Here is a 19,110-nt window from a genome sequence, read left to right as displayed (position 1 = left end):
GGACCGTTGGCGCCATGGATGGCGCCATCGAGCTTACAGGGATGTACTTGCAGCGTGTCCCGCCGCCCCACCCCGGCCCAACCCAGCACGTAGAAACAACGAGCCACGACCCGCTGTTGCTGTTGCTGTTGCTGTTGATGCCATAGCAGTCGCGGCCGCAGGCCGCGCGGAACACTCACAGATGCCGCAGTTCCTGCTTCAGCGTCGCCACGCAGCGGCGGCTGACCTCCAACGGCTGCTTGCCATGCCGCAGCACCGCCTGCACCTGCCCTCCGGAGCCGCGACGCAGCTCCACCAGCTCATGGCGTGCCACCAGGCAGTTGCGATGGATGCGGATGAAGCGGCTGGCGAACTCTTCCTCCAGCGACTTCAGCGATTCCTCGATCAGGTCCTCGCCGCGCGCATGGTGCACCACCACGTACTTCTCTTCGGCCTGCAGGTAGTGGATGTCGTCCAGCGGAATCAGCCGCAGGCTGCCACGCAGGCGCGCGCACAGCATGCTGCGCGCCTGCTGCCCGCTGTTGTCATGCGGCTGGCCGTCACGGCCGGCCAGGAACGTGCGCGCGCGCGCGATCGCCGCAGCCAGCCGCTCGGCGCGGACCGGCTTCATCAGATAGTCGATGGCCGCAGCCTCGAAGGCCGACAGCGCGTGTGCATCGTAGGCGGTGCAGAACACAACGGCCGGCCGCGGTTCGAAGCTGGCCAGATGGCGCGCCGCTTCCAACCCGTCCAATCCGGGCATCGCGATATCCAGCAGGACCAGGTCCGGCTGCAGTTCCGCGCAGGCGTGCAGCGCCTGTTCGCCGTTGCCGGCTTCGGCCACCACGTCCACCCCCTCCTGCGCCGCCAGCAGGCTGCGCAGGCGCTCGCGCGCCAGCGGTTCGTCATCGGCGATGACTACCCTCACGGTCGTTCCCTCACTGGATCGGCACTGTCACCTGGCAGGCATAGTAGCCCTCGCTCCAGCCAGCCGTCATCCGCGCGCCGCTGCCGAAGCGCCAGGCCAGCCGATGGCCGATGCTGTGCTGGGCGTGGCCGGCGCCGCGCGCCAGGGCCAGCCCGGGCGATTGCGGGTCGGGCGCCGGATTGCGCACGCGGATCTGCAGTTCGTTGCCCTCGCAGGCCAGCTGCAGCTCGATGGTGCCGCCCTCGGGCAGGCGCGAGATGCCATGCAGCACGGCATTTTCGACCAGCGGCTGCAGCACCAGGCGCGGCAATGGTTGATCCCACGGCAGTGGCTCATCGCGCTGCCAGCGCACCTGCAGGCGTTCGCCCAGGCGCAGCGATTCGATGGAGAGATAGCGCTCGGCCAGTTCGCATTCGTCGCGCAGCGTGGAATCGCCCTCGCCCGCCCCCAGTGCCGCGCGGAACAGGTCGGACAGGTCCAGCACCGCACGCTCGGCCACCGCCGGGTCGCGATGCAGCAGGCTGGCGATCAGGTTCATGCTGTTGAACAGGAAATGCGGGCGGATCCGCGCCTGCAGTGCATCGGCCTGCGCGCGTGCATTGGCCTGCACCTGCGCGGTCCAACGGTCGCTCACATAGAAATAGCGCAGCGCCAGGGCGGTGATCAGCGCGGTGGTCGCCGCACTGCCCAGGGTGAAACGCCAGAAGCTGATGCCACGCGCGAAGCTGTCACCCAGCACTGCGTACAGGGCATGCACGATGCCGGCGCAGACCACCGCGATCAGGGCCGCCAGCGCAATCGCCGTGACCGCACCCAGCATCTGCGGCAGGTTCGACAGCGCCTGCCGCAGCAGGCACAGGCTGGCGGTCACCGCCAGTGCCAGCCACAGCGCGAAGCCACTGGCCGACAGCAGTTCGCCGATGGTCCAGTGACGACTGCCATCCGGCGCCAGGGCCAGCACCACCACCACCAGCTCGGCCAGGCCGAGCATCGCCGCCACCCGCGGCAGGCGGCACAGCTCCGGCATCCAGGGAGGCGCGCTGGCCGGCGACATGGCTCAGGCAGCGCCCAGCCGGTCCTGCAGCCAGTCACCCAGCGCCTGGATTTCTTCGGCGCAGACCTGGTGGGCCATCGGGTAGCTGTGCCATTCCACGTCCAGCCCCAGCGTGCGCAGCGTCTGCGCGCTGTGCGCGGCCACCGGCTGCGGGATCACCGGATCGCTGCTGCCATGAGCCATGAACACCGGCACCTGCACCGCCGCCTCCACGCGGGTGGCAGCATCGGCATCGGGAAGGTAGGTCGACAGGGCGATCAGGCCCGCCAGCGGTGCGGTGCGCGACAGCGCGGCGGTAAGGATGATCGCGCCGCCCTGCGAGAAGCCGGCCAGGAAGATCTTCTCTGCGGCGATGCCGCGCTCGATCTCGCGCGCGATCAGCGCATCGAGCTGCGCCACCGATTCACGCACGCCGGCCATGTCGGCGCGCGAGCGGAAATCCATGCCGACGATGTCATACCAGCCACGCATCGGCACGCCGTTGTTGATGGTGATCGGCCGCACCGGTGCGTGTGGAAACACGAAGCGCAGCGCCGGCCAGTGCGGGCGTACCAGTTCCGGCACGATCGGCGCGAAATCGTGGCCATCGGCGCCGAGGCCGTGCAGCCAGATCACCGACCACTGCGGCGAGGCGCCGGTTTCCTGTTCCACCGTTTGCAGCATGATGCGGCTCCTTCAAGTTCGAGCCGCATTATGCCGCTGGCGCGGGGCGATCAGTACAGGGGGGGCTGCTCGGCCGCTTCCCGGCGCAGCTGCGCGGCCCGCACCAGCACCGGCGGTGGGATGTTCTCTTCAGGGATGTCGAGCAGGCCCAGTCGATGCAGGAAGGCGCCCGGACCACGCGAGGAGGTCAGCGCCACCACTGGAATGGCCAACACCATGCCGATCACCACCGGCGCCATCCAGGCGGCCAGCGATGGCGACACCGCCCAGGCCAGCACCCCCATGAACGCGCCGAACACGCCCAGGCCGCCATAGCCGCGGATCAGCGCCATCCACGAAATGCCGCCATCGTCACGCTGCTGCGCATCCCAGCCCGAATCGCGGCCGGACAGCACTTCGGCCACGCCACGCGACTGCACGTACATCACCACAGGCGCCATCAGTGCGGCCAGTACGGTCTCCACCAGCATCGACACGAAGGCACGGATCGCGCCACCGCAGCCGCGACGGTCGACCGGATCGAGCAGCATCGCCAGGTAGCCCAGCACCTTGGGCAGCAGCAGTACCGCCATGGTGGCAGCAAACAGGCGCACCACCTGCTGCTCGTCCTGGGCACGCCAGTACACGCTGGGCGACAGGTGCAGCAGGGCGTTGAAATCGATGCCGTCCTGGAACAGCGGGATCGCGATGCCGATCAGCATCAGCATCGCCCACATCGGCGCGGTGAAGTAATGGCCGATGCCGATCAGCATGTGCGTGCGGCTGATCCAGTGCAGGCCGCGGCTGCCCACCACCTTGCCGTGCTGCAGGTTGCCCTGGCACCAGCGGCGGTCGCGCACCAGCAGGTCGGTCAGCGTCGGCGGGCCCTCTTCATAGCTGCCACCGAGGTAGGGCACCATGTGCGCGGCCCAGCCGCCTCGACGCATCAATGCGGCTTCGACGAAGTCATGGCTGAGCACGTGGCCACCGAACGGCTTGCGCCCCGGCAGCGCCGGCAGGCCGGCGTGGTCGGCGAAAGCACGGGTACGGATGATGGCGTTGTGGCCCCAGTAGTTGCTCTCGGCGCCATGCCACCAGGCCACGCCGCGGGCGATCACCGGGCCGTACACGCGGCCGCCGAACTGCTGCATGCGCGCGAACAGGGTGCGCCCGCCGATCACCGACGGCAGGGTCTGGATCAGCCCGACATCGGCGTTGTGCTCCATGCCGGCCACCAGGCGCACGATGCTGTCGCCGGTCATCAGGCTGTCGGCGTCCAGGATCAGCATCTGCGGGTAGGCGCCACCGAAACGGCGCACCCAGTCGGCAATGTTGCCGGCCTTGCGCCCGCTGTTGTCACCACGACGACGGTAGAACAGGCGCGTGTGCCCGTCCGGCACGCGGTCGCGCAGTTCGGCGAACACCTGCTCCTCGGCGCGCGCGATGTCCTCGCGCCGGGTATCGCTGAGCACGAAGAAGTCGAAACGTTCCAGCTGGCCGGTCGCCGCCACCGATTCGTAGATCGCCTGCAGGCCGGCCAGCAGGCGCCGCGGATCTTCGTTGTAGGTCGGCATCAGCAGCGCGGTGCGGCTGTGCACGGTCGGCAGCGGTTTGTCCGGATCGATGCCCAGGCGGTAGCCGCGGTCGAACACCGCGGTCAGGAAGCCGGCCAGGGCGCTGGCGAAGGACAGCGCGATCCAGGCGAACAGGCCGACGAACAGCACCAGCAGGCAGGCTTCAAGCACGCTGATGCCATTGGCCGACAGCACCCGCCACATCATCCGCGTGGCCAGGGCCGTCATGGCCAGGGTGCCGCCGAAAATATAGAACCGGCGCAGGCCGATCAGGCGCGGCGAGGTCCGATGCCGGCGGACCTTCAGCGCGCCCTGGCGCAGGGTCTGCTCGGGCATCGGCAACGGTGATTCGGCCGGCAGCCGTGCCCAGCCGGCATCAAGCCCGGGCGTATCGGCTTCGGCGTGGATGTTCTGCACCCCCATTGCCGCCTACTCCGCGCAGTCGGCACGGCCGGCCATCCCGGCCGGGCTGCATGCACCAAGGTTCCCGGCGCGCTTTCCCGGCGCCCGCACTTGTCCTGGCTGTGTCGGCCCAAGGCCCCACAGTCGATGTCTGTCACTACCGGAACCCACACGATCTCCAACGGGGCGGAATCGAAAATGCGGCCCAGTCTAGGGCGCCGGATGTAAGCCGGGTGCGAAGGTCTACGCCGGGATTTCTCCCCATTCAGCAAATAGCAGGCGAGCCCGCCCGGCGCGCGATGGATATCACTACGTCGCCCCGGGTACTGGATCGTATCAAACGCGAACGGTTATCATTTCACCAACCAGGCAGGTCACCGTCCTCCGCACGGCCAGACCCACCCAGCTGCGCCGGTCCGAACCGCGCACCCCAGATGACCCATGGAGGGGGCTGGCTGCCGATTGCCTGTGCCTGCTGCTTCCACCGGGTCCCCCACCTCCCATGGAAGCCGTCATGTCCCTGTCCCACCCCCGCTGCGCGCGCCTGCCGCGCACCCGCCTGGCCTGCGCCCTGGCCACCGCCTGCCTGCTGGCCGTGCCCGGCCTGGCCGCCGCCGAGGCCGGCGCCGATGCCTCCACCAAGGATCTGGATACCGTGGTGGTGACCGCCTCGGGCAACCAGCAGTGGATCAAGGATGCGCCGGCCAGCATCAGCGTGATCAGCCGCGAGGACATCGAGCGGCAGCCGGTGCACGACCTGGCCACCCTGCTCAGCCGCGTGCCCGGCGTTAGCGGCGGCCTCAGTGCGGCTGGCGAGCAGTCCAAGATCAAGCTGCGCGGCATGCCGTCCAACTACACGCTGGTGCTGGTGGACGGCAAGCGCATGGGCAGCTCGGCCTCCACCCACTACCGGCCGGACCTGGGCCGCCAGGACCTGAACTGGATTTCGCCTGACCAGATCGAGCGCATCGAAGTGGTGCGCGGGCCGATGTCCTCACTGTACGGCTCCGACGCCATGGGCGGGGTGATCAACATCATCACCCGGCGCATCGGCGATGCGTGGCGGGGCAGCGCCACCCACAGCTATACCCGTCCCGGCGATGACACGCGCGGCGACACCCAGCAGATTGGCGCGACGTTCTCCGGCCCGCTCAGCGAGCGTATCGGCCTGCGCATCGGCGCCAACAGCATGCGCCGCGATTCCGACCGCTCCAACGGTGGCGTCTACGGCAATGCCTACGCTGGCGAAAAGGACCGCAACGCGGATGCGCTGCTGCAATGGAAACTGAGCGACGCCCAGGACATATCGCTTGAAGCGGGCCACGGCGTGCAGCAGGCCTTCATCGGCACCGCACTGGAGCAGCAGGACGAAGGCGCCTGGGGGGCCAGTGAACTCAAGCGCAGCTCGCTGGCACTCACACACGATGGCAGGTGGGGCTTCGGTACCTCGAAGATCAGTGCGTACTGGACCGAATACAAGAACGACATCGGCGCGACCGGCCGCTCCGAGGCTACCGACACCATCATTGAAGGCAGCCTGAGCACGCCGTTCACGCTGGGCATCGAGCACCAGTTTGCCGTCGGTGGCCAGTGGAAGCGCCAGGAACTGACCAACACCGATACCATCGGCCGCGCGCCGATCGACTACGCCGGCAATCCGGTCAGTGGCTCCAGCCTGGAAGTGGATACGTGGGCACTGTTCGTCGAAGACGAACTGAAGCTGCACCGCACCCTGGCACTGACCCTGGGCGCACGCCTGGACCACCACGAGAAGTTCGGTGGCCACGTCAGTCCGCGTGCGTACCTGGTCTGGCACCCGGCCGGGCAGTGGACGATCCGCGGCGGCGTCTCCAAGGGCTTCCGCGCACCGAGCCTGACCGAGAACTCGCCCAGTGCCGCCACCCAGTCCGGCGGTCGTGGCTGTACCTCGCTGATCCCGTTGGGCTACACCCGCGGCGGCTGCTACATGGCCGGCAACCCGGACCTGGATCCGGAGACCAGCACCAACCGCGAGATCGGTATCAGCTTCGACAATGAGCTTCTGGATGCCGGCCTGACCTACTTCCACACCGATTTCAGGAACAAGATCGAGTACGCGCCGCTGGGCCGCTTCAACGGCATCTGGTGGACGCGCATGAGCAACGTCCAGCGCGCGCGCACCAGCGGCATGGAAGGCAACCTCAATGTCCGCTTCGGCGATCACTGGCGCTGGCGCACCTCGGCCACCTGGATGAAGGAAGCCAGGAACCTGACCACCGGCCGCAACCTGATCGACACCCCGGAGTTCTCGGGCTACTCCTCGCTGGACTGGTCGCCCAACACGGTGTTCTCCAGCAGCCTGTCGGCGCAGTACACCGGCAAGCAGAGCGGCGTAGCCACCACCTTCCTCAAGGCCTATACCCTGTATGACCTGACTGTCGCATGGAACGTCAACGCGGTACTGACCGTGCGCGCTGGCGTCAGCAACCTGGCCGACAGGAAACTGTATGCCGAAGGCTCCACCGACTACTTCGTCGCTGGGCGCAGCGGCTTCTTCAGCATGACAGCACGCTTCTGATCGAAGCACTTCAGGATCGCGCTGGCCACGTGCCAGCGCGATCATTGCCGTTGCGCGTTACTCGCTTTCCAGCGCGGCCGGTGCCGCGTTCTGCGTGGCCGCCGTGCGTGCACGGTCCATGGCCACCGCCAGTTGCTGGCGCGCGAGCAGTTGTTGTGCCTGCACCACTTCAGGTGTCGGCAGGAGCACCGGTCCCGGTGCGTTTTCCGGTGTAGCGGGTGTGGTCATGCAACCTCCATGGACATCCCGCCGCCATTCGGGTTCAGCTGGAACGGCAGCGGAACTGCGCACCCTATCCTAAAAACAAGGCGGATGGGTGACGGTGCGGCCATCGGTGGTGACGCCGGGGTGTCCCGGCGCCACATTGCCCTCTGCCGGTCGCTCTCCCAAGCTGAATCGCTTCAGGCCGCGGCACCGTTCAGGCGGCGCGGCGCGATGCAGGCACCGGATCGGCCTGCAGGCGGAAGCGCGACACCGCCACCGCCAGCTGCTCGGCCTGTTCTTCCATCGCGCGTGCCGCGGCGCTGGCTTCCTCCACCAACGCGGCGTTCTGCTGGGTGGTCTCATCCATCTGCACCACGGTCTGGTTGACCTGCTCGATGCCCGCCGACTGCTCGCGCGAGGCCGCCGAGATCTCGGCCATGATCTCGTTGACCCGGCCGACCTGGCCGACGATCTCCTGCATGGTGCGGCCCGCACCGTGCACCAGCTGCGCGCCTGCGCCCACCTGGGCCACCGAGGCATCGATCAGTTCCTTGATCTCCTTGGCGGCGCCGGCCGAGCGCTGCGCCAGCGCGCGCACTTCGCTGGCCACCACCGCAAAGCCGCGCCCCTGTTCACCGGCACGTGCCGCTTCCACCGCAGCATTGAGCGCCAGGATGTTGGTCTGGAACGCGATGCCATCGATCACCGAGATGATCTCGGCGATGCGCTGCGACGAGGCTTCGATCTGCTCCATGGTCTGCACCACCCGGCTGACCACCTGCCCGCCTTCGCTGGCGACATCGGCGGCCGAGCCGGCCAGGGTATTGGCCTGCAGTGCGTGGTCGGCGTTCTGGCGCACGGTGGAGGTCAGCTCCTCCATCGAGGCTGCGGTTTCTTCCAGGTTGGCCGCCTGCTGCTCGGTACGGCGCGACAGGTCGTTGTTGCCGGCAGCGATCTCGCCCGCCGCCAGGCGGATGCTGGCGGCCGACTGCTGGATCTGCCCGACGATGCCGGTCAGCTGCTGCACGGTGCTGTTGGCATCATCACGCATCACCGCAAACACCCCATGGAAGTCACCCTGCATGCGCACGCTGAGGTCGCCGGCGGCAATCGCCCGCAGCAGCGTCGACAGTTCGGCCAGGTTGTGATCGCTGACCTGCATCATGGTGTTGAGGGTGTCCACCATGCGGTGGAAATCATGATCGAAGCGCGACGCATCGCCACGCACCGCGAAATCGCCGGCAGCCGCGGCCGCCGCCAGCTGCTGGATCTGCTCGTTGATCGCGGCCAGGTTGTGCTTGGTGGTGGCCATTGCAGCTGTGAACACCGCCTTCTCGCCCGGCAGTGCCTCCATGTCCACGCTCAGGTCGCCCACCGCATAACGCTGCATCACCTCCACCAGGCGCTGGGTGACGGCATTGCTGGCGGCCACCAGCTGGTTGCTGTCGGCGACCATGCGGCCGTACTCGCCGGGGAACGCGGCCGCGTCCATGCGATAGCTCAGTTCACCAGCCTCGTGGCGCCGCGCCATTTCCGCCTGTGCGGCCATCACCGCCTGCAACTGACCGCGCATGCCCTGCATCGCGTCGAGCAGGCGGCCCACTTCATCGTTGCTGCGCGCCGGCAGCGTACTGTCCAGCTTGCCGGCGGCCACATCACCGGCCACGCGCACGGCCTCGGCCAACGGGCGGATCGCCAGCCGGCGCAGCAGCACATACACGCCGGCGCTGAGGGTCAGCGCCGCCACTACGCCCACCAGCAGGGTCAGCCACAGCAGCCGGCGCGCCTCGGCCACGATCACCGCATGCGGCATCACCACGCCCAGCGCAAAGCGCTGCGGCGCATCGCCCACGCGCAGCGGCACGTACACACGCACGTTGCCGTCGGCATCGGGGGTGAACGCCTCGAAGCGGCGGTCGGCCGCAATCCCGGCCAGCATGCTGCGGGTCAACGCATCGCTGCGTGGCTTGCCGATCTCGGCGGCATTGGCCGAGGCCAGCACCACGCCCTTGGGTGACAGCAGTTCGACATGGCCGGCGCCCATCGGCTTCAGCGTGGCCAGGTGCTTCTGCAAGGCCGCCAACGAGAAGTCGACGGTGAATACACCCAGGAAGGTGCCGTTCTCCACGATCGGCGAGCTCAGCGTGCTCATCAGCACCTGCTGGCCGGCGATGTCGTAGGCGTAGGGTTCGCTGACCTTGGGCAACTTGTCGCGGCTGGGCACCACGTACCAGTCGGCCGAGCCGTCGGCGGCCTCGGTGTAGTCGGTCATGGTCGACTGCTGCGGCCTGCCCTCGTGCCAGGCCCAGTAGCTCATGTAGCGGCCGGTGGCGTCGTGCATCTCGGTATTGGCGAACGCGGCATCCTTGCCGTCGAACGCGTCGGCTTCCCACATGGTGCTCTTGCCCAGCCATTCCGGATGGGTACGCAGCTGCTCGCCAAGGACCGCGGCCAGGCTGGCGCGGTCGGGGACGTCACCCCGTGCGCGCTGGGCCAGCACGGCTTCAACCATCGCATCGTTGCTGGCGAAGGCGGTGCCCAGGTCGGCGGCGACCTGGCGGGCCTCGGCATTGGCCTCGCTGGTCATGGTCTGGCGCGAGGCATCGATCAGGCTGGCACTGGCCTGGCGGTAGATCAGGAAGGCGGTCAGGCCGAAGCACAACAGCGCGATCAGGGCAGTGCCCAGCATCAGCTTGTGGGCGATGCTGCCTGGGCGGCGGGCAGCGGCGGAGCGGGAAGATGGCATGGGAGGGTCCGCAAGGCAGTTCAGGACGACCGGCACCGCGAGGCGCCGCGCAGGCGCGCGATCCGTCGCGCGGGCCCCCGGCGGCCGGGTCTGGCCCGGCACTGGAAGCGCACCGGGTTAGCGGCCGCGCACCAACGAGGTTGAGCCGCCCTGCCTGCACATTGCTGAATCCGCTCAGGGACGGGTCATGAAGCGTGGCCCGCACACCCGCCGCCCTACTCGGCCACGCGGTCCTTGATCCACTGCGCGCGCGGCAGGACCTCGATGCTGCCGGCCGCATACTGCTGCAGCACGTCATCCGGGCCGAAGCGCGGCTGCCAGCCCAGTTCGCTGCGCAACCGCGCGCTGTCATAGACGCGGTCGATGCTGAGCGGCAATGGCCAGCCACGGCGCACGAACTCGGCGAGCAACTGCGGCGCGCGGCGGGCCAATACGCTGCGCGGGCGCGCGGCCAGGTCCAGGCAATCCTCGCGCCGGAACGGGGTGGGCGCACAGGCCACGTAACGCGCGAACCCCTGACCTGCATCCAGCAGCAGCGTGGCATGCGCGCTGGCGACATCGCGCGCATCCAGGCCGCGGTGCAGGCGGAACATCGCCATGCGCTCGGGAGGTTCGGGGAAGCAGCGGCCCATGCGCAGTACGCGCACGCTGAACCCGGGCGCCACCGCCGCCTCGGCCAGTGCCTCGGCCTGCAGCTTGGTGCGGTGGTAGATCGTGCGCGGCAGCGGCTCGGTGTCCTCGTCGATCCAACGGCAGCCGCCAGCGACTACCGCATGGCCGTACAGCGCCGTGGTGCTGGTGAGCACGAAGCGCCGCACGCCCGCCTCGCGTGCAGCCTGCAGCAGGTGCGCGGTGGCATCCACATTGATCTGCTGGAACACCGCATCGGGCACCAGGCCCACGTGTGGGGCGTGCAGGGCGGCGGTGTGGATCACCGCGTCCACGCCCTGCACCGCGCGGGCCACAGCCTGGCGGTCGGTGACATCGGCAATGATGCGGGTGGTGGCGAACGGGCTGCGATCCAGCCCCACCACCTCATGGGTCGCCGCCAGCGCACCGAAGATCGCGCGTCCGATCCGCCCGGAACTGCCGGTCAACAGGATCTTCATTGAGTCCATTCACTCCAGGCTCCCGGGAACTACCGGGATGCTGCGATTCTAGGCAAGCCATTGGTCATCTGCGATAGCACCGGCGCCAACCCTGTGTTCGCTACCGTAGCGCCGCGTGAACGCAACTGCGGCGTGGCGTGAGGGCTGCGCCGCCGACGCGGACATGGCCTTATCCGGGCATCGGCAAGCATGCCGCTTTCCACCCTGCTCTGGAGAGTACCCATGGCCGCCCCTCAGCGTGGCACTTCCCAACGCGGCTTCGCTTCGATGGACCAGGACAAGCAGCGCGCGATCGCGGCCAAGGGCGGCCGTGCGGCGCATGCTTCCGGCAATGCGCACGAATTCAGCCCGGCCGAAGCGCGTGTTGCCGGCCGCAAGGGCGGCCAGGCCATCAGCCGCGACCGCCAGCACATGGCCGCCATCGGCCGCGAAGGGGGCCACGCCCGCCACGCAGGCACACGGCAGCAACAGCAACAGCAGCGGACCGATGAGCCGCAGGCCGAGCGCCCGCCACGGCAGCAGGGCTGAGCACGGTGCAGGCCGGGCGGCACGCCTCGCTCAGCGGTGAGCCAGGATGTTGAGCAGGCGCCCGAACGGATCGCGGACGAAGAAGCGACGCACCCCCCACGGCTCGTCGGCCGGCCCGTATTCGAGTGCGATGCCGGCCGCGTGCATGCGGTCGAGCACCTGCTGCAGATCGTCCACCTCGATCGACAGGTCCGGCACTGGTGCACCGCCGCCGCCTTCGCTGGCGAAACTGAGCTGGGCCAGCGCGTTGCCCTGTCCGCCGTGAGTGACGATCCATCCGTGGTCCATCACCACCGGCATGCCGAGCAGACCGGTGTAGAAGGCCGCCGCACGCGACGGATCCGGAGTGGCGATGTTGGCGACAACACGTTTGACAGCCATGAGACTCCTTCGGCGGAAACAGAAGAGCCCCGTCGCTGACGGGGCCCCACATCATGCCGCTTCAACCGGCGCGACTCACACGCCCATGCACAGATCAACCACGCAGGTGTTGTACGCCTGCTGGCACTCGGTCGCATCTCCGCCGGTGGACAGGCATGCCTGGTAGGCCCGCCAGCACGGCCGGTCGCAGGGTTCCACCGGCCCGGCCACGGCCACCGAACCGGTACAGGCCAACGCGAACACCGCCGCAGCGATCACTTTCCTGAAAGCACGCATCGATATCACTCCTTGATAAGCCTGGTGAGCCCAGGCCGGCCCACGGTAAAGCGGCCGCCGGGAAACCACGTGAACGCCCCTGTCACGCAAAATTAACGCGTTCATAAAATTTTCTTCACATTACTGGGGGGTGTTGTCCCGCCTTGGCGTTAACGGCGTTGTTGTCCGTCAACCAAGGAAGTTGTCCGATGAATCACCCGCTGTACGGCCGTTCGTCCCGCTCCCTGTCGCACCGCCCGCTGGCGCTTGCCGTTGCCAGCTCGCTGCTGCTGGCTACCGCGCTGCCCGCCCTGGCCGGCGAGTCACTTGATGCCTGGCAGCAGCAGCGCCAGCTGCAGGCCGCGTGGGCGCAGCCTGCCACCGGCACGGTACCCGCAGCGACGGCCGCTGCCCCTGCTGCGAATCCCTCCGCCATTCTCGGCACCCCGGGGGATCCGGCCAGTTGGCGCAGCGACGAGTTCAACGCCGATTGGGGCCTCGCGGCGATGGGGGCCGACCATGCCTACGCACGCGGCCTGACCGGCAAGGGCGTGCGCCTGGCGCTGTTCGACTCCGGTTCGGCACTGGCCCATCCCGAATTCTCCGGCCGCAACACCTCCAGCATCACCATCGGCGCGGACTGCGCGGCGTCGGGCGTGGTCGCCGGCGCTGGTGCGTGCGGGCAGACCCGTGGCGAACAGCCCGGCTACAACTACTACGGGCTCGGCGCCGGCGTTCCGGCAGCACTGGCCGCACGCCTGATCGCCGCGGGCCAGCCCTATGGCTTCAGCTACGCCGACCATGGCACGCATGTGCTGGGCACCATCGGCGCCAACCGCAATGGCACCGGCATGCATGGCGTGGCTTTCGGTGCGGACCTCACCGCCGCCCGCGTGTTCGGCGACACCTACTATGAGTGGCGCCTGGATCCGGACAACTACTATCGCCCGCGTGCGGTCTACCGAACCGATCCGGACGACGCCGCGACGCTGGACATGTATGCGCAGATCCAGGCACAGGGCGTGCGCGCCATCAACCACAGCTGGGGCATCTCCACGCGCAACATGACCGCCGCCGCGCTGGACCAGCAGTACGCCAACATCGGTGCCGACTACGGCGTGTACGGCAGCATCTATGCCAGCGATGGCGATACCCCGGGCTCCACGCTCATCCAGGTGTGGTCGGCTGGCAACGGCAGCGGCGCGGTCGCCGGAATCACGGCTGCCATGCCGCGCTGGAAGCCGGAACTGGAACCTTACTGGCTGGCAGTGGCCAACGTCCGCCGGCCCAACGCCGCTGCGGGCGAAACCGACTATGTGATCGATGGCAGTTCCAGCATCTGCGGCGTTGCCGCCAACTGGTGCATCTCGGCACCCGGCACCGACATCGTCAGCACCATCGTGTCCGGCGATATCCAGGGCCGCGTCGAGAACACCTCCGCCTATGTGCGGCTGATCATCGACAGCGAGAACACCCAGTACGTCTATGGCACCAAGACCGGCACGTCGATGGCGGCGCCACACATCACCGGCGCGCTCGGCCTGCTGATGGAGCGCTTCCCCTATCTGGACAACGCGCAGGTGCGCGACGTGCTGCTGACCACCGCACGCGACCTGGGTGCAGCAGGCATCGATCCCATCTACGGCTGGGGCATGGTGGACCTGAAGAAGGCCATCGAGGGCTACGGCTCGCTGCGCGTGGACACCAACGTGGTGATGAACCAGAAGGCCGGTGGCCTGAAGGTCTGGGAAGGCGACGCCTGGGACAACTGGACCAATGACATCGGCGGCCCCGGCAAGCTGACCAAGTCCGGCATCGGCTGGCTGCGCCTGAGCGGCAACAACAGCTTCAATGGCGCAGTGCTGCGCGATGGCACCCTGGAATTGAATGGCACCAACACGCTGACCTCGGCGGTCGACGTGCAGGGCGGCCAGTTCCTGCTCAACGGCAGCCTGGTCGCCACCGCACTGACCACCACCGGTGGCGTCAGCACGGTCAGCACCAGCGGTGTGCTGAAGAACAGCAATCTGGTGGTCAACGGTGGCGTGGTGTCGTTCAACGGCAACCAGACCGGCGGCACCACCACGGTCGGTGCCAACGGCCTGCTGAAGGGTGCCGGCACGCTTGGCAACACCCGCGTGGACGGCATCATCGCGCCGGGCAACTCGATCGGCACGCTGACCATCAACGGCAACTACGTGCAGGGCGCCACCGGCGTGTATGCGGCGGAGCTGGCTCCGGGTGGCCGCAGTGACCAGCTGCACGTGACCGGCACCGCCACCCTCGGCGGCACTCTGGTCGCCCTGCCGGAACCGGGCGTGTATTACCTCGGCGAACAGTTCAACGTCGTGCGTGCCGACGGTGGCATCAGCGGCCAGTTCGCCAGGACCGACTTCAGCGCGTTCTCGCCGTTCCTGCAGTTCAGCCTGGCCTACGGTGCCAACGGCGCGCGCATCGACGTCGCCCGCGGTGCTTCGCTGACCACCGCCGCCGCCACCCCCAACCAGCGCGCGGTGGCGGGTGCCGCTGACCTGCTGCCGATCAACCAGGGCCTGCCCAAGCCGCTCACCCAGCTGTTCCCGCAGCAGGTCGGCAGCGTGCTCGACGGCCTCAGTGGCGAATTGCATCCGGCCACGGCCCTGGCCCTGGTCGAGGGCAGCCGCTATGTGCGCGATGCCGCGCTGTCGCGCCGTGCCGGCGCCGCCGCACCCGGTGCCGAGGCCGGCGACGCGACCGGCGCCTGGGTCCAGGCGATCGGTGGCAACGGCAAGCTGGACGGTGATTTCAATACCGCCCGTACCGAAGCCAACAGCAACGGCCTGCTGGTCGGCATCGACCGCGAGGTCGCCGGCTGGCAGCTGGGTGTGCTGGCCGGTACCGGCCGCACCGACGTGAAGCAGCAGGACCGTCGCGCCAAGTCGAAGATCGACAACACGCACTTCGGTGCCTATGCCAGCCACAGCTGGGGTGGCTTCGGCCTGCGCGGTGGTGTGGCATGGAGCCAGCACGAAGTGAAGAGCACGCGTGAAGTCGGCTTCGCCGGCTTCAGCGACAGCCTGAGCGCACGCTACGACGCCCGCACTCGTCAGGCCTTCATCGAGGCTGGCTACCGCTTCGGTGGCCCGGAAGCCGGGCTGGAGCCGTACCTGCAGGTCGCACGCATTGAAGTGGACCTCAAGCGCATCAACGAACGCGGCGGTGCGGCTGCACTGCGTGGCGAGGTGGATGACACCGGCACCACCATCGCCACCGCCGGCGTGCGCTTCGACAAGGGCCTGAAGGCGTCGTTCCAGCAGGACAGCTGGCTGCACCTGCGTGGCGGCGTCGGCTATCGCCGTGCCTCGGGTGACCGCAGCCCGGTGGCCAACCTGGCCTTCGCTGACGGCGCGACCACCTTTGCGGTGAACGGGGCGCCGATTGCCGACAGTGCGGTGGTGGCCGAGATCGGCCTGGCGGCGTGGTTGAGCCCGCGACAGCAGCTGGAACTGGGCTACAGCGGCCAGTTCGGCAGTGAAAGCCGCGACCATGGTGCCAACGCACGCTGGTCGATCCGCTTCTGAGTCAACCTGCCCTTGACGGGTTGGGGCGGCCTCGCGGCCGCCCCTTTTTTTATATCCTGCGCCCGACGATCAGGCTGCCTTCATCGCGTGCTTGCGCGCGCGCATCACGTTGTGGCACTCCTGCACATCCGGCAGCAGCTGGGTGACTTCCTGGCGCACGGCCGGCGGCAGATCGTTCTCCTTCAGCACATCCTTGAATGCGCCGAGCAGGCGATCCTCGGATTCTTCCAACTCGGCCACGTAGCCATAGTTGGTGTCACCGAACGCAGCGCGCACCTTGCCGTAGAACTGCTGCATCGAACCAACCAGGGTGCCGTGCTCGGCCGGCTTGCCACCGCTGGCAGCCACCGATCCACTCAGCGCGGCGACGATCCGGCCCTTGATGCCGGCAATGCGGACGAACAGCGCCGACAGTTCGGCATCCTTCACCTTGGTCGCCGCCTCCTCGTAGAACGACTGGCCGTCGCGGGCAATTTCAATCAGGTCGTTGAGGCGATGTTCGATGGTGGACTGGGTGCTCATGGCGTTGCTCCTGTCTTTGGATCGGGGGAGAAAGGCGGCGTCGATTGCGCTGCCTGTGGGACCACTGTGGACACGTGCGTGTGGTTCGCCGGTGAGCAGCGATTGATGCCTGCCTCACTTCACCCAACCCGCACTGACTGCTTCACGCCACAGCCGCGTGCGGCTCACATCGAACCGACCAGACAGGGTCACCAGGGAACGAAAAGGATGATCAGCACGATCACCAGCACAGCAGCGAGCGCTCCCATCAGCACATTTCTCTGGCGCCAGCTGGGCTTGGGTTTTCCGGGAGTATTCATGCTTTTCCTGCCTGCATCTGTGGATGACCCCGGCAGACTGCGGGATGGGCGCCAGCGCTTGCGTGCAGAACGCGTGCAGGCGGGGTGCAGATCACTGTGGTCGATGTCGATTCCCCACGGCCTTGCGCGTCGGAACGGCTGTCTCAGGATTCGACAGGCCTGGGCACGGCCACCTGGCTGGGCGGCGGGTTCAGCGCCGGCGACCTCATGATGGTCGCGGTGCTGCTGCGGCTGAAGAGCAGCGGCATCGTCGATGAGTACCCTTCACTGGCCGCGTACGTGGCGCGCGCGACGCAGCGCCCTGCCTACCAGCGTGCGTTCGCCGCGCAGCGGGCGGTGTTCCAGAATGCGTAGCGCCACCTACACACAGGCTTCACCGCCGGTGGGCTCCGATCGCCTTCGTCGGCCCTCCGCAAGGACCTCCCGTGAGCCACTCATCGCACTCGCTTGCCTACCTGCTTGCCCGCCTGCTGCTGATGGCGCTGTTCCTGGTCTCCGGCGTGGGCAAGCTCGGCAATCTGGCCGGCACCCAGGGCTACATGGAAACCATGGGCGTGCCCGGCATCCTGCTGTGGCCGACCATCATCTTCGAGATCGGCAGCGGCCTGTGCATCCTGCTCGGCTTCCAGACCCGGCTGGTCGCCATCGTGCTGGCCGGCTTCAGCCTGGTTACCGCGTTCGTCTTCCACCACAACCTCGGCGACGCGACCCAGCAGATCATGTTCCTGAAGAACCTGGGCCTGGCCGGTGGCTTCCTGTTGCTGGCCTGCACCGGTGCCGGGCGTTACAGCATCGACGGGCGCAGCCGGCGCGGCTAGGCAGCAACCGGCCCTTGGACAGCTACTGCGCGTCAGCGGGCTTCCGTCCGGGAATGCAGCGGGCCTCGGCAGGCCGCCTGCACCAGCATCAGCTGCGCCACCAGGATCAGCATCGCGCAGCCTGACAGCAGCCACGGGTCGATGTACCACTGCGCGTTGAGGCTGAATTCTCCGGCGGAAATGCGCTTCCAGCCGTTGAAGTGCTGCATCGCCGCCACCACGAAGGCAAAACCGCCGCTCGTGTAGGCAAGCCATGGCACCACGATGCGGCCAGGTCGCGCGAACAGCAGCAGCACACCGAGCACGCCGATGACCGTGCGCTGCACGCGGCAGTACGGGCAGACATAGGCCAGCCCGCCCCATTCCACCGACCACGCCAGCACGCTGATCAGCACACCTGCGACAGCGGCGATGTGCAGCGCTCTGGGTGTGATCGTCATGTTGCCGTTGTCTGCCATGCGGTGACTCCCTGCGGTAAGGACCCGCGCAGGGTAGCGCGGTTGCCCCCGCCCGGCTCAGCGCAGCGGATCGGCGGGGACACCCGCGTGGGTGATCTTCACCGGCAGGATGTGCCCCTGCGCATCGAATTCGAGGCGTTCGATGGCGGTCTGCCGATGGTCGCGCGCGCGGTCTCCCAGCGGCCGCCGATGGTAGACGATGTACCAGCGGTCGCTGCCCGGCACCCGGATCACCGAGTTGTGGCCGGCGCTGGTGGCGATGGCCGCGTCCTGCTGCAGCACCTTGCCGATGCGCCTGAAGGGCCCGATGGGCGTATCGGCGATGGCGTAGGCCACCGAGTAATCCGGGCCACCCCAACCGCCTTCGGACCACATGAAGTAGTAGCGTCCACCGCGCTTGAACATCAGCGGGCCCTCGACGTACTCCGGTGCCGGCGTGATTTCCTTGAACAGCGTGCCATCGGCCAGCGGCTGCACGCCGCTGAAATCGTCCTTCAGGCGAACGATGTTGGCGTGCTTCCAGCCGCCGTAGATCATGTACCAGGCGCCGTCGTCATCGCGGAAAACAAACTGGTCGATGGGCTGTGCGCCGTTGTGGAATGCGCCCACCAGCGGCTTGCCGAGCAGGTCCTTGTACGGCCCCTGCGGGTGATCGGCCACAGCCACGCCAATGCCGCCAAGCTCGCCATCGCTCTGGATGTCGTTGGCAGCGAAGAAAAAGTAATACCTGCCGTTGTTTCCCACTACCGATGGCGCCCACATCGCGCGCCTGGCCCACGGCACCGCCCTGGCATTCAGTACGTCAGCGTGCTTGGTCCAGTGCACCAGATCGGGCGAGGAAAACGCATCGAAGCTGATCTGCGCATCGTAGTCCGCAGAGGTGGTCGGGAATATCCAGTAGCGGCCATCGAACACCGCTGCTTCCGGGTCGGCATACCACCCCTGCAGGATCGGATTACCCGAGGTGACGGGCGGCGCTGCCTGCGCGCCCGAGGCCAGTGCTACCGCCATGCAGGCGGCCATCATCCACGAACCCAACGCCATGCCGTGCGCTCCCGTGCTGGATCAACGGGAACATCTTAGATCGATTCAGA

General features: G+C 67.8%; 16 protein-coding genes and 1 pseudogene. 5 read left to right on the top strand and 12 right to left on the bottom strand.

The window, feature by feature from the left end:
• Positions 1-175: 175 nt before the first annotated feature.
• From ARC23_RS10565 to mdoH, 4 genes are read right to left on the bottom strand one after another with little or no spacing between them, the layout of a single operon-like run.
• Entirely contained in the window at positions 176-907 is a 732-nt protein-coding gene (locus ARC23_RS10565; RefSeq protein ID WP_057497197.1) for a LytR/AlgR family response regulator transcription factor, read from the bottom strand.
• A gap of 10 nt (positions 908-917) precedes the next feature.
• Complete coding sequence (locus ARC23_RS10560) at positions 918-1,961, bottom strand: sensor histidine kinase (protein WP_057497196.1); 1,044 nt, start codon at positions 1,959-1,961, stop codon at positions 918-920.
• A 3-nt stretch (positions 1,962-1,964) separates the two neighbouring features.
• Entirely contained in the window at positions 1,965-2,624 is a 660-nt protein-coding gene (locus ARC23_RS10555; RefSeq protein ID WP_080393066.1) for an alpha/beta hydrolase, read from the bottom strand.
• 50 nt (positions 2,625-2,674) lie between these two features.
• On the bottom strand, positions 2,675-4,600 hold the full coding sequence (gene mdoH, locus ARC23_RS10550) for a glucans biosynthesis glucosyltransferase MdoH (protein ID WP_057497194.1): 1,926 nt from the start codon (positions 4,598-4,600) through the stop codon (positions 2,675-2,677).
• Between the two features lie 493 nt (positions 4,601-5,093).
• On the opposite strand from mdoH, the gene ARC23_RS10545 reads away from it, so the two are divergent.
• On the top strand, positions 5,094-7,136 hold the full coding sequence (locus ARC23_RS10545) for a TonB-dependent receptor domain-containing protein (RefSeq protein ID WP_057497193.1): 2,043 nt from the start codon (positions 5,094-5,096) through the stop codon (positions 7,134-7,136).
• A 57-nt stretch (positions 7,137-7,193) separates the two neighbouring features.
• Here the strand turns inward: ARC23_RS10545 and ARC23_RS21085 are convergent, their stop codons facing one another.
• The 3 genes from ARC23_RS21085 to ARC23_RS10535 form a co-directional block, all read right to left on the bottom strand.
• Entirely contained in the window at positions 7,194-7,364 is a 171-nt protein-coding gene (locus ARC23_RS21085; protein ID WP_169050326.1) for a hypothetical protein, read from the bottom strand.
• Positions 7,365-7,554: 190 nt separating this feature from the next.
• Entirely contained in the window at positions 7,555-10,086 is a 2,532-nt protein-coding gene (locus tag ARC23_RS21315; protein WP_057497192.1) for a methyl-accepting chemotaxis protein, read from the bottom strand.
• A gap of 215 nt (positions 10,087-10,301) precedes the next feature.
• Complete coding sequence (locus ARC23_RS10535; RefSeq protein ID WP_057497191.1) at positions 10,302-11,195, bottom strand: NAD-dependent epimerase/dehydratase family protein; 894 nt, start codon at positions 11,193-11,195, stop codon at positions 10,302-10,304.
• A 222-nt stretch (positions 11,196-11,417) separates the two neighbouring features.
• On the opposite strand from ARC23_RS10535, the gene ARC23_RS10530 reads away from it, so the two are divergent.
• Positions 11,418-11,723 (top strand): KGG domain-containing protein, encoded by a 306-nt coding sequence (locus tag ARC23_RS10530; protein WP_057497190.1) that lies wholly within the window; start codon positions 11,418-11,420, stop codon positions 11,721-11,723.
• A gap of 30 nt (positions 11,724-11,753) precedes the next feature.
• Here the strand turns inward: ARC23_RS10530 and ARC23_RS10525 are convergent, their stop codons facing one another.
• Together ARC23_RS10525 and ARC23_RS10520 are read right to left on the bottom strand one after the other, a co-directional pair.
• Positions 11,754-12,104 carry a VOC family protein gene (locus tag ARC23_RS10525; protein ID WP_057497189.1) on the bottom strand — a complete coding sequence of 117 codons (351 nt, stop codon included), beginning with the start codon at positions 12,102-12,104 and terminating at the stop codon, positions 11,754-11,756.
• 75 nt (positions 12,105-12,179) lie between these two features.
• Entirely contained in the window at positions 12,180-12,380 is a 201-nt protein-coding gene (locus ARC23_RS10520) for a hypothetical protein (protein ID WP_057497188.1), read from the bottom strand.
• 188 nt (positions 12,381-12,568) lie between these two features.
• Here ARC23_RS10520 and ARC23_RS10515 point away from each other — a divergent pair, with 188 nt between their 5' ends.
• Positions 12,569-15,919: an autotransporter domain-containing protein gene (locus ARC23_RS10515; RefSeq protein WP_057497187.1), complete on the top strand. Its 3,351-nt coding sequence runs from the start codon at positions 12,569-12,571 to the stop codon at positions 15,917-15,919.
• Positions 15,920-15,988: 69 nt separating this feature from the next.
• Here ARC23_RS10515 and ARC23_RS10510 read toward each other — a convergent pair whose 3' ends face one another.
• Entirely contained in the window at positions 15,989-16,441 is a 453-nt protein-coding gene (locus ARC23_RS10510) for a PA2169 family four-helix-bundle protein (protein ID WP_057497186.1), read from the bottom strand.
• A 434-nt stretch (positions 16,442-16,875) separates the two neighbouring features.
• Here ARC23_RS10510 and ARC23_RS10505 point away from each other — a divergent pair.
• A pseudogene (locus ARC23_RS10505) lies at positions 16,876-17,094 on the top strand (glutathione S-transferase family protein); the annotation flags it as partial.
• Positions 17,095-17,165: 71 nt separating this feature from the next.
• The gene (locus tag ARC23_RS10500) at positions 17,166-17,558 is read left to right on the top strand and encodes a DoxX family protein (protein ID WP_057497184.1); all 393 of its coding nucleotides are present in this window, start codon (positions 17,166-17,168) and stop codon (positions 17,556-17,558) included.
• A 32-nt stretch (positions 17,559-17,590) separates the two neighbouring features.
• On the opposite strand, the gene ARC23_RS10495 is transcribed toward ARC23_RS10500, so the two are convergent.
• Positions 17,591-18,016 carry a hypothetical protein gene (locus tag ARC23_RS10495; protein ID WP_057497183.1) on the bottom strand — a complete coding sequence of 142 codons (426 nt, stop codon included), beginning with the start codon at positions 18,014-18,016 and terminating at the stop codon, positions 17,591-17,593.
• Between the two features lie 57 nt (positions 18,017-18,073).
• Entirely contained in the window at positions 18,074-19,060 is a 987-nt protein-coding gene (locus ARC23_RS10490; protein WP_057497182.1) for a glycoside hydrolase family 43 protein, read from the bottom strand.
• Between the last annotated feature and the right edge of the window lie 50 nt (positions 19,061-19,110).

Source organism: Stenotrophomonas beteli (assembly GCF_001431665.1).
Classification (GTDB): Bacteria; Pseudomonadota; Gammaproteobacteria; order Xanthomonadales; family Xanthomonadaceae; genus Stenotrophomonas; species Stenotrophomonas beteli.
This window is presented reverse-complemented; position numbering and strand designations above follow the sequence as displayed.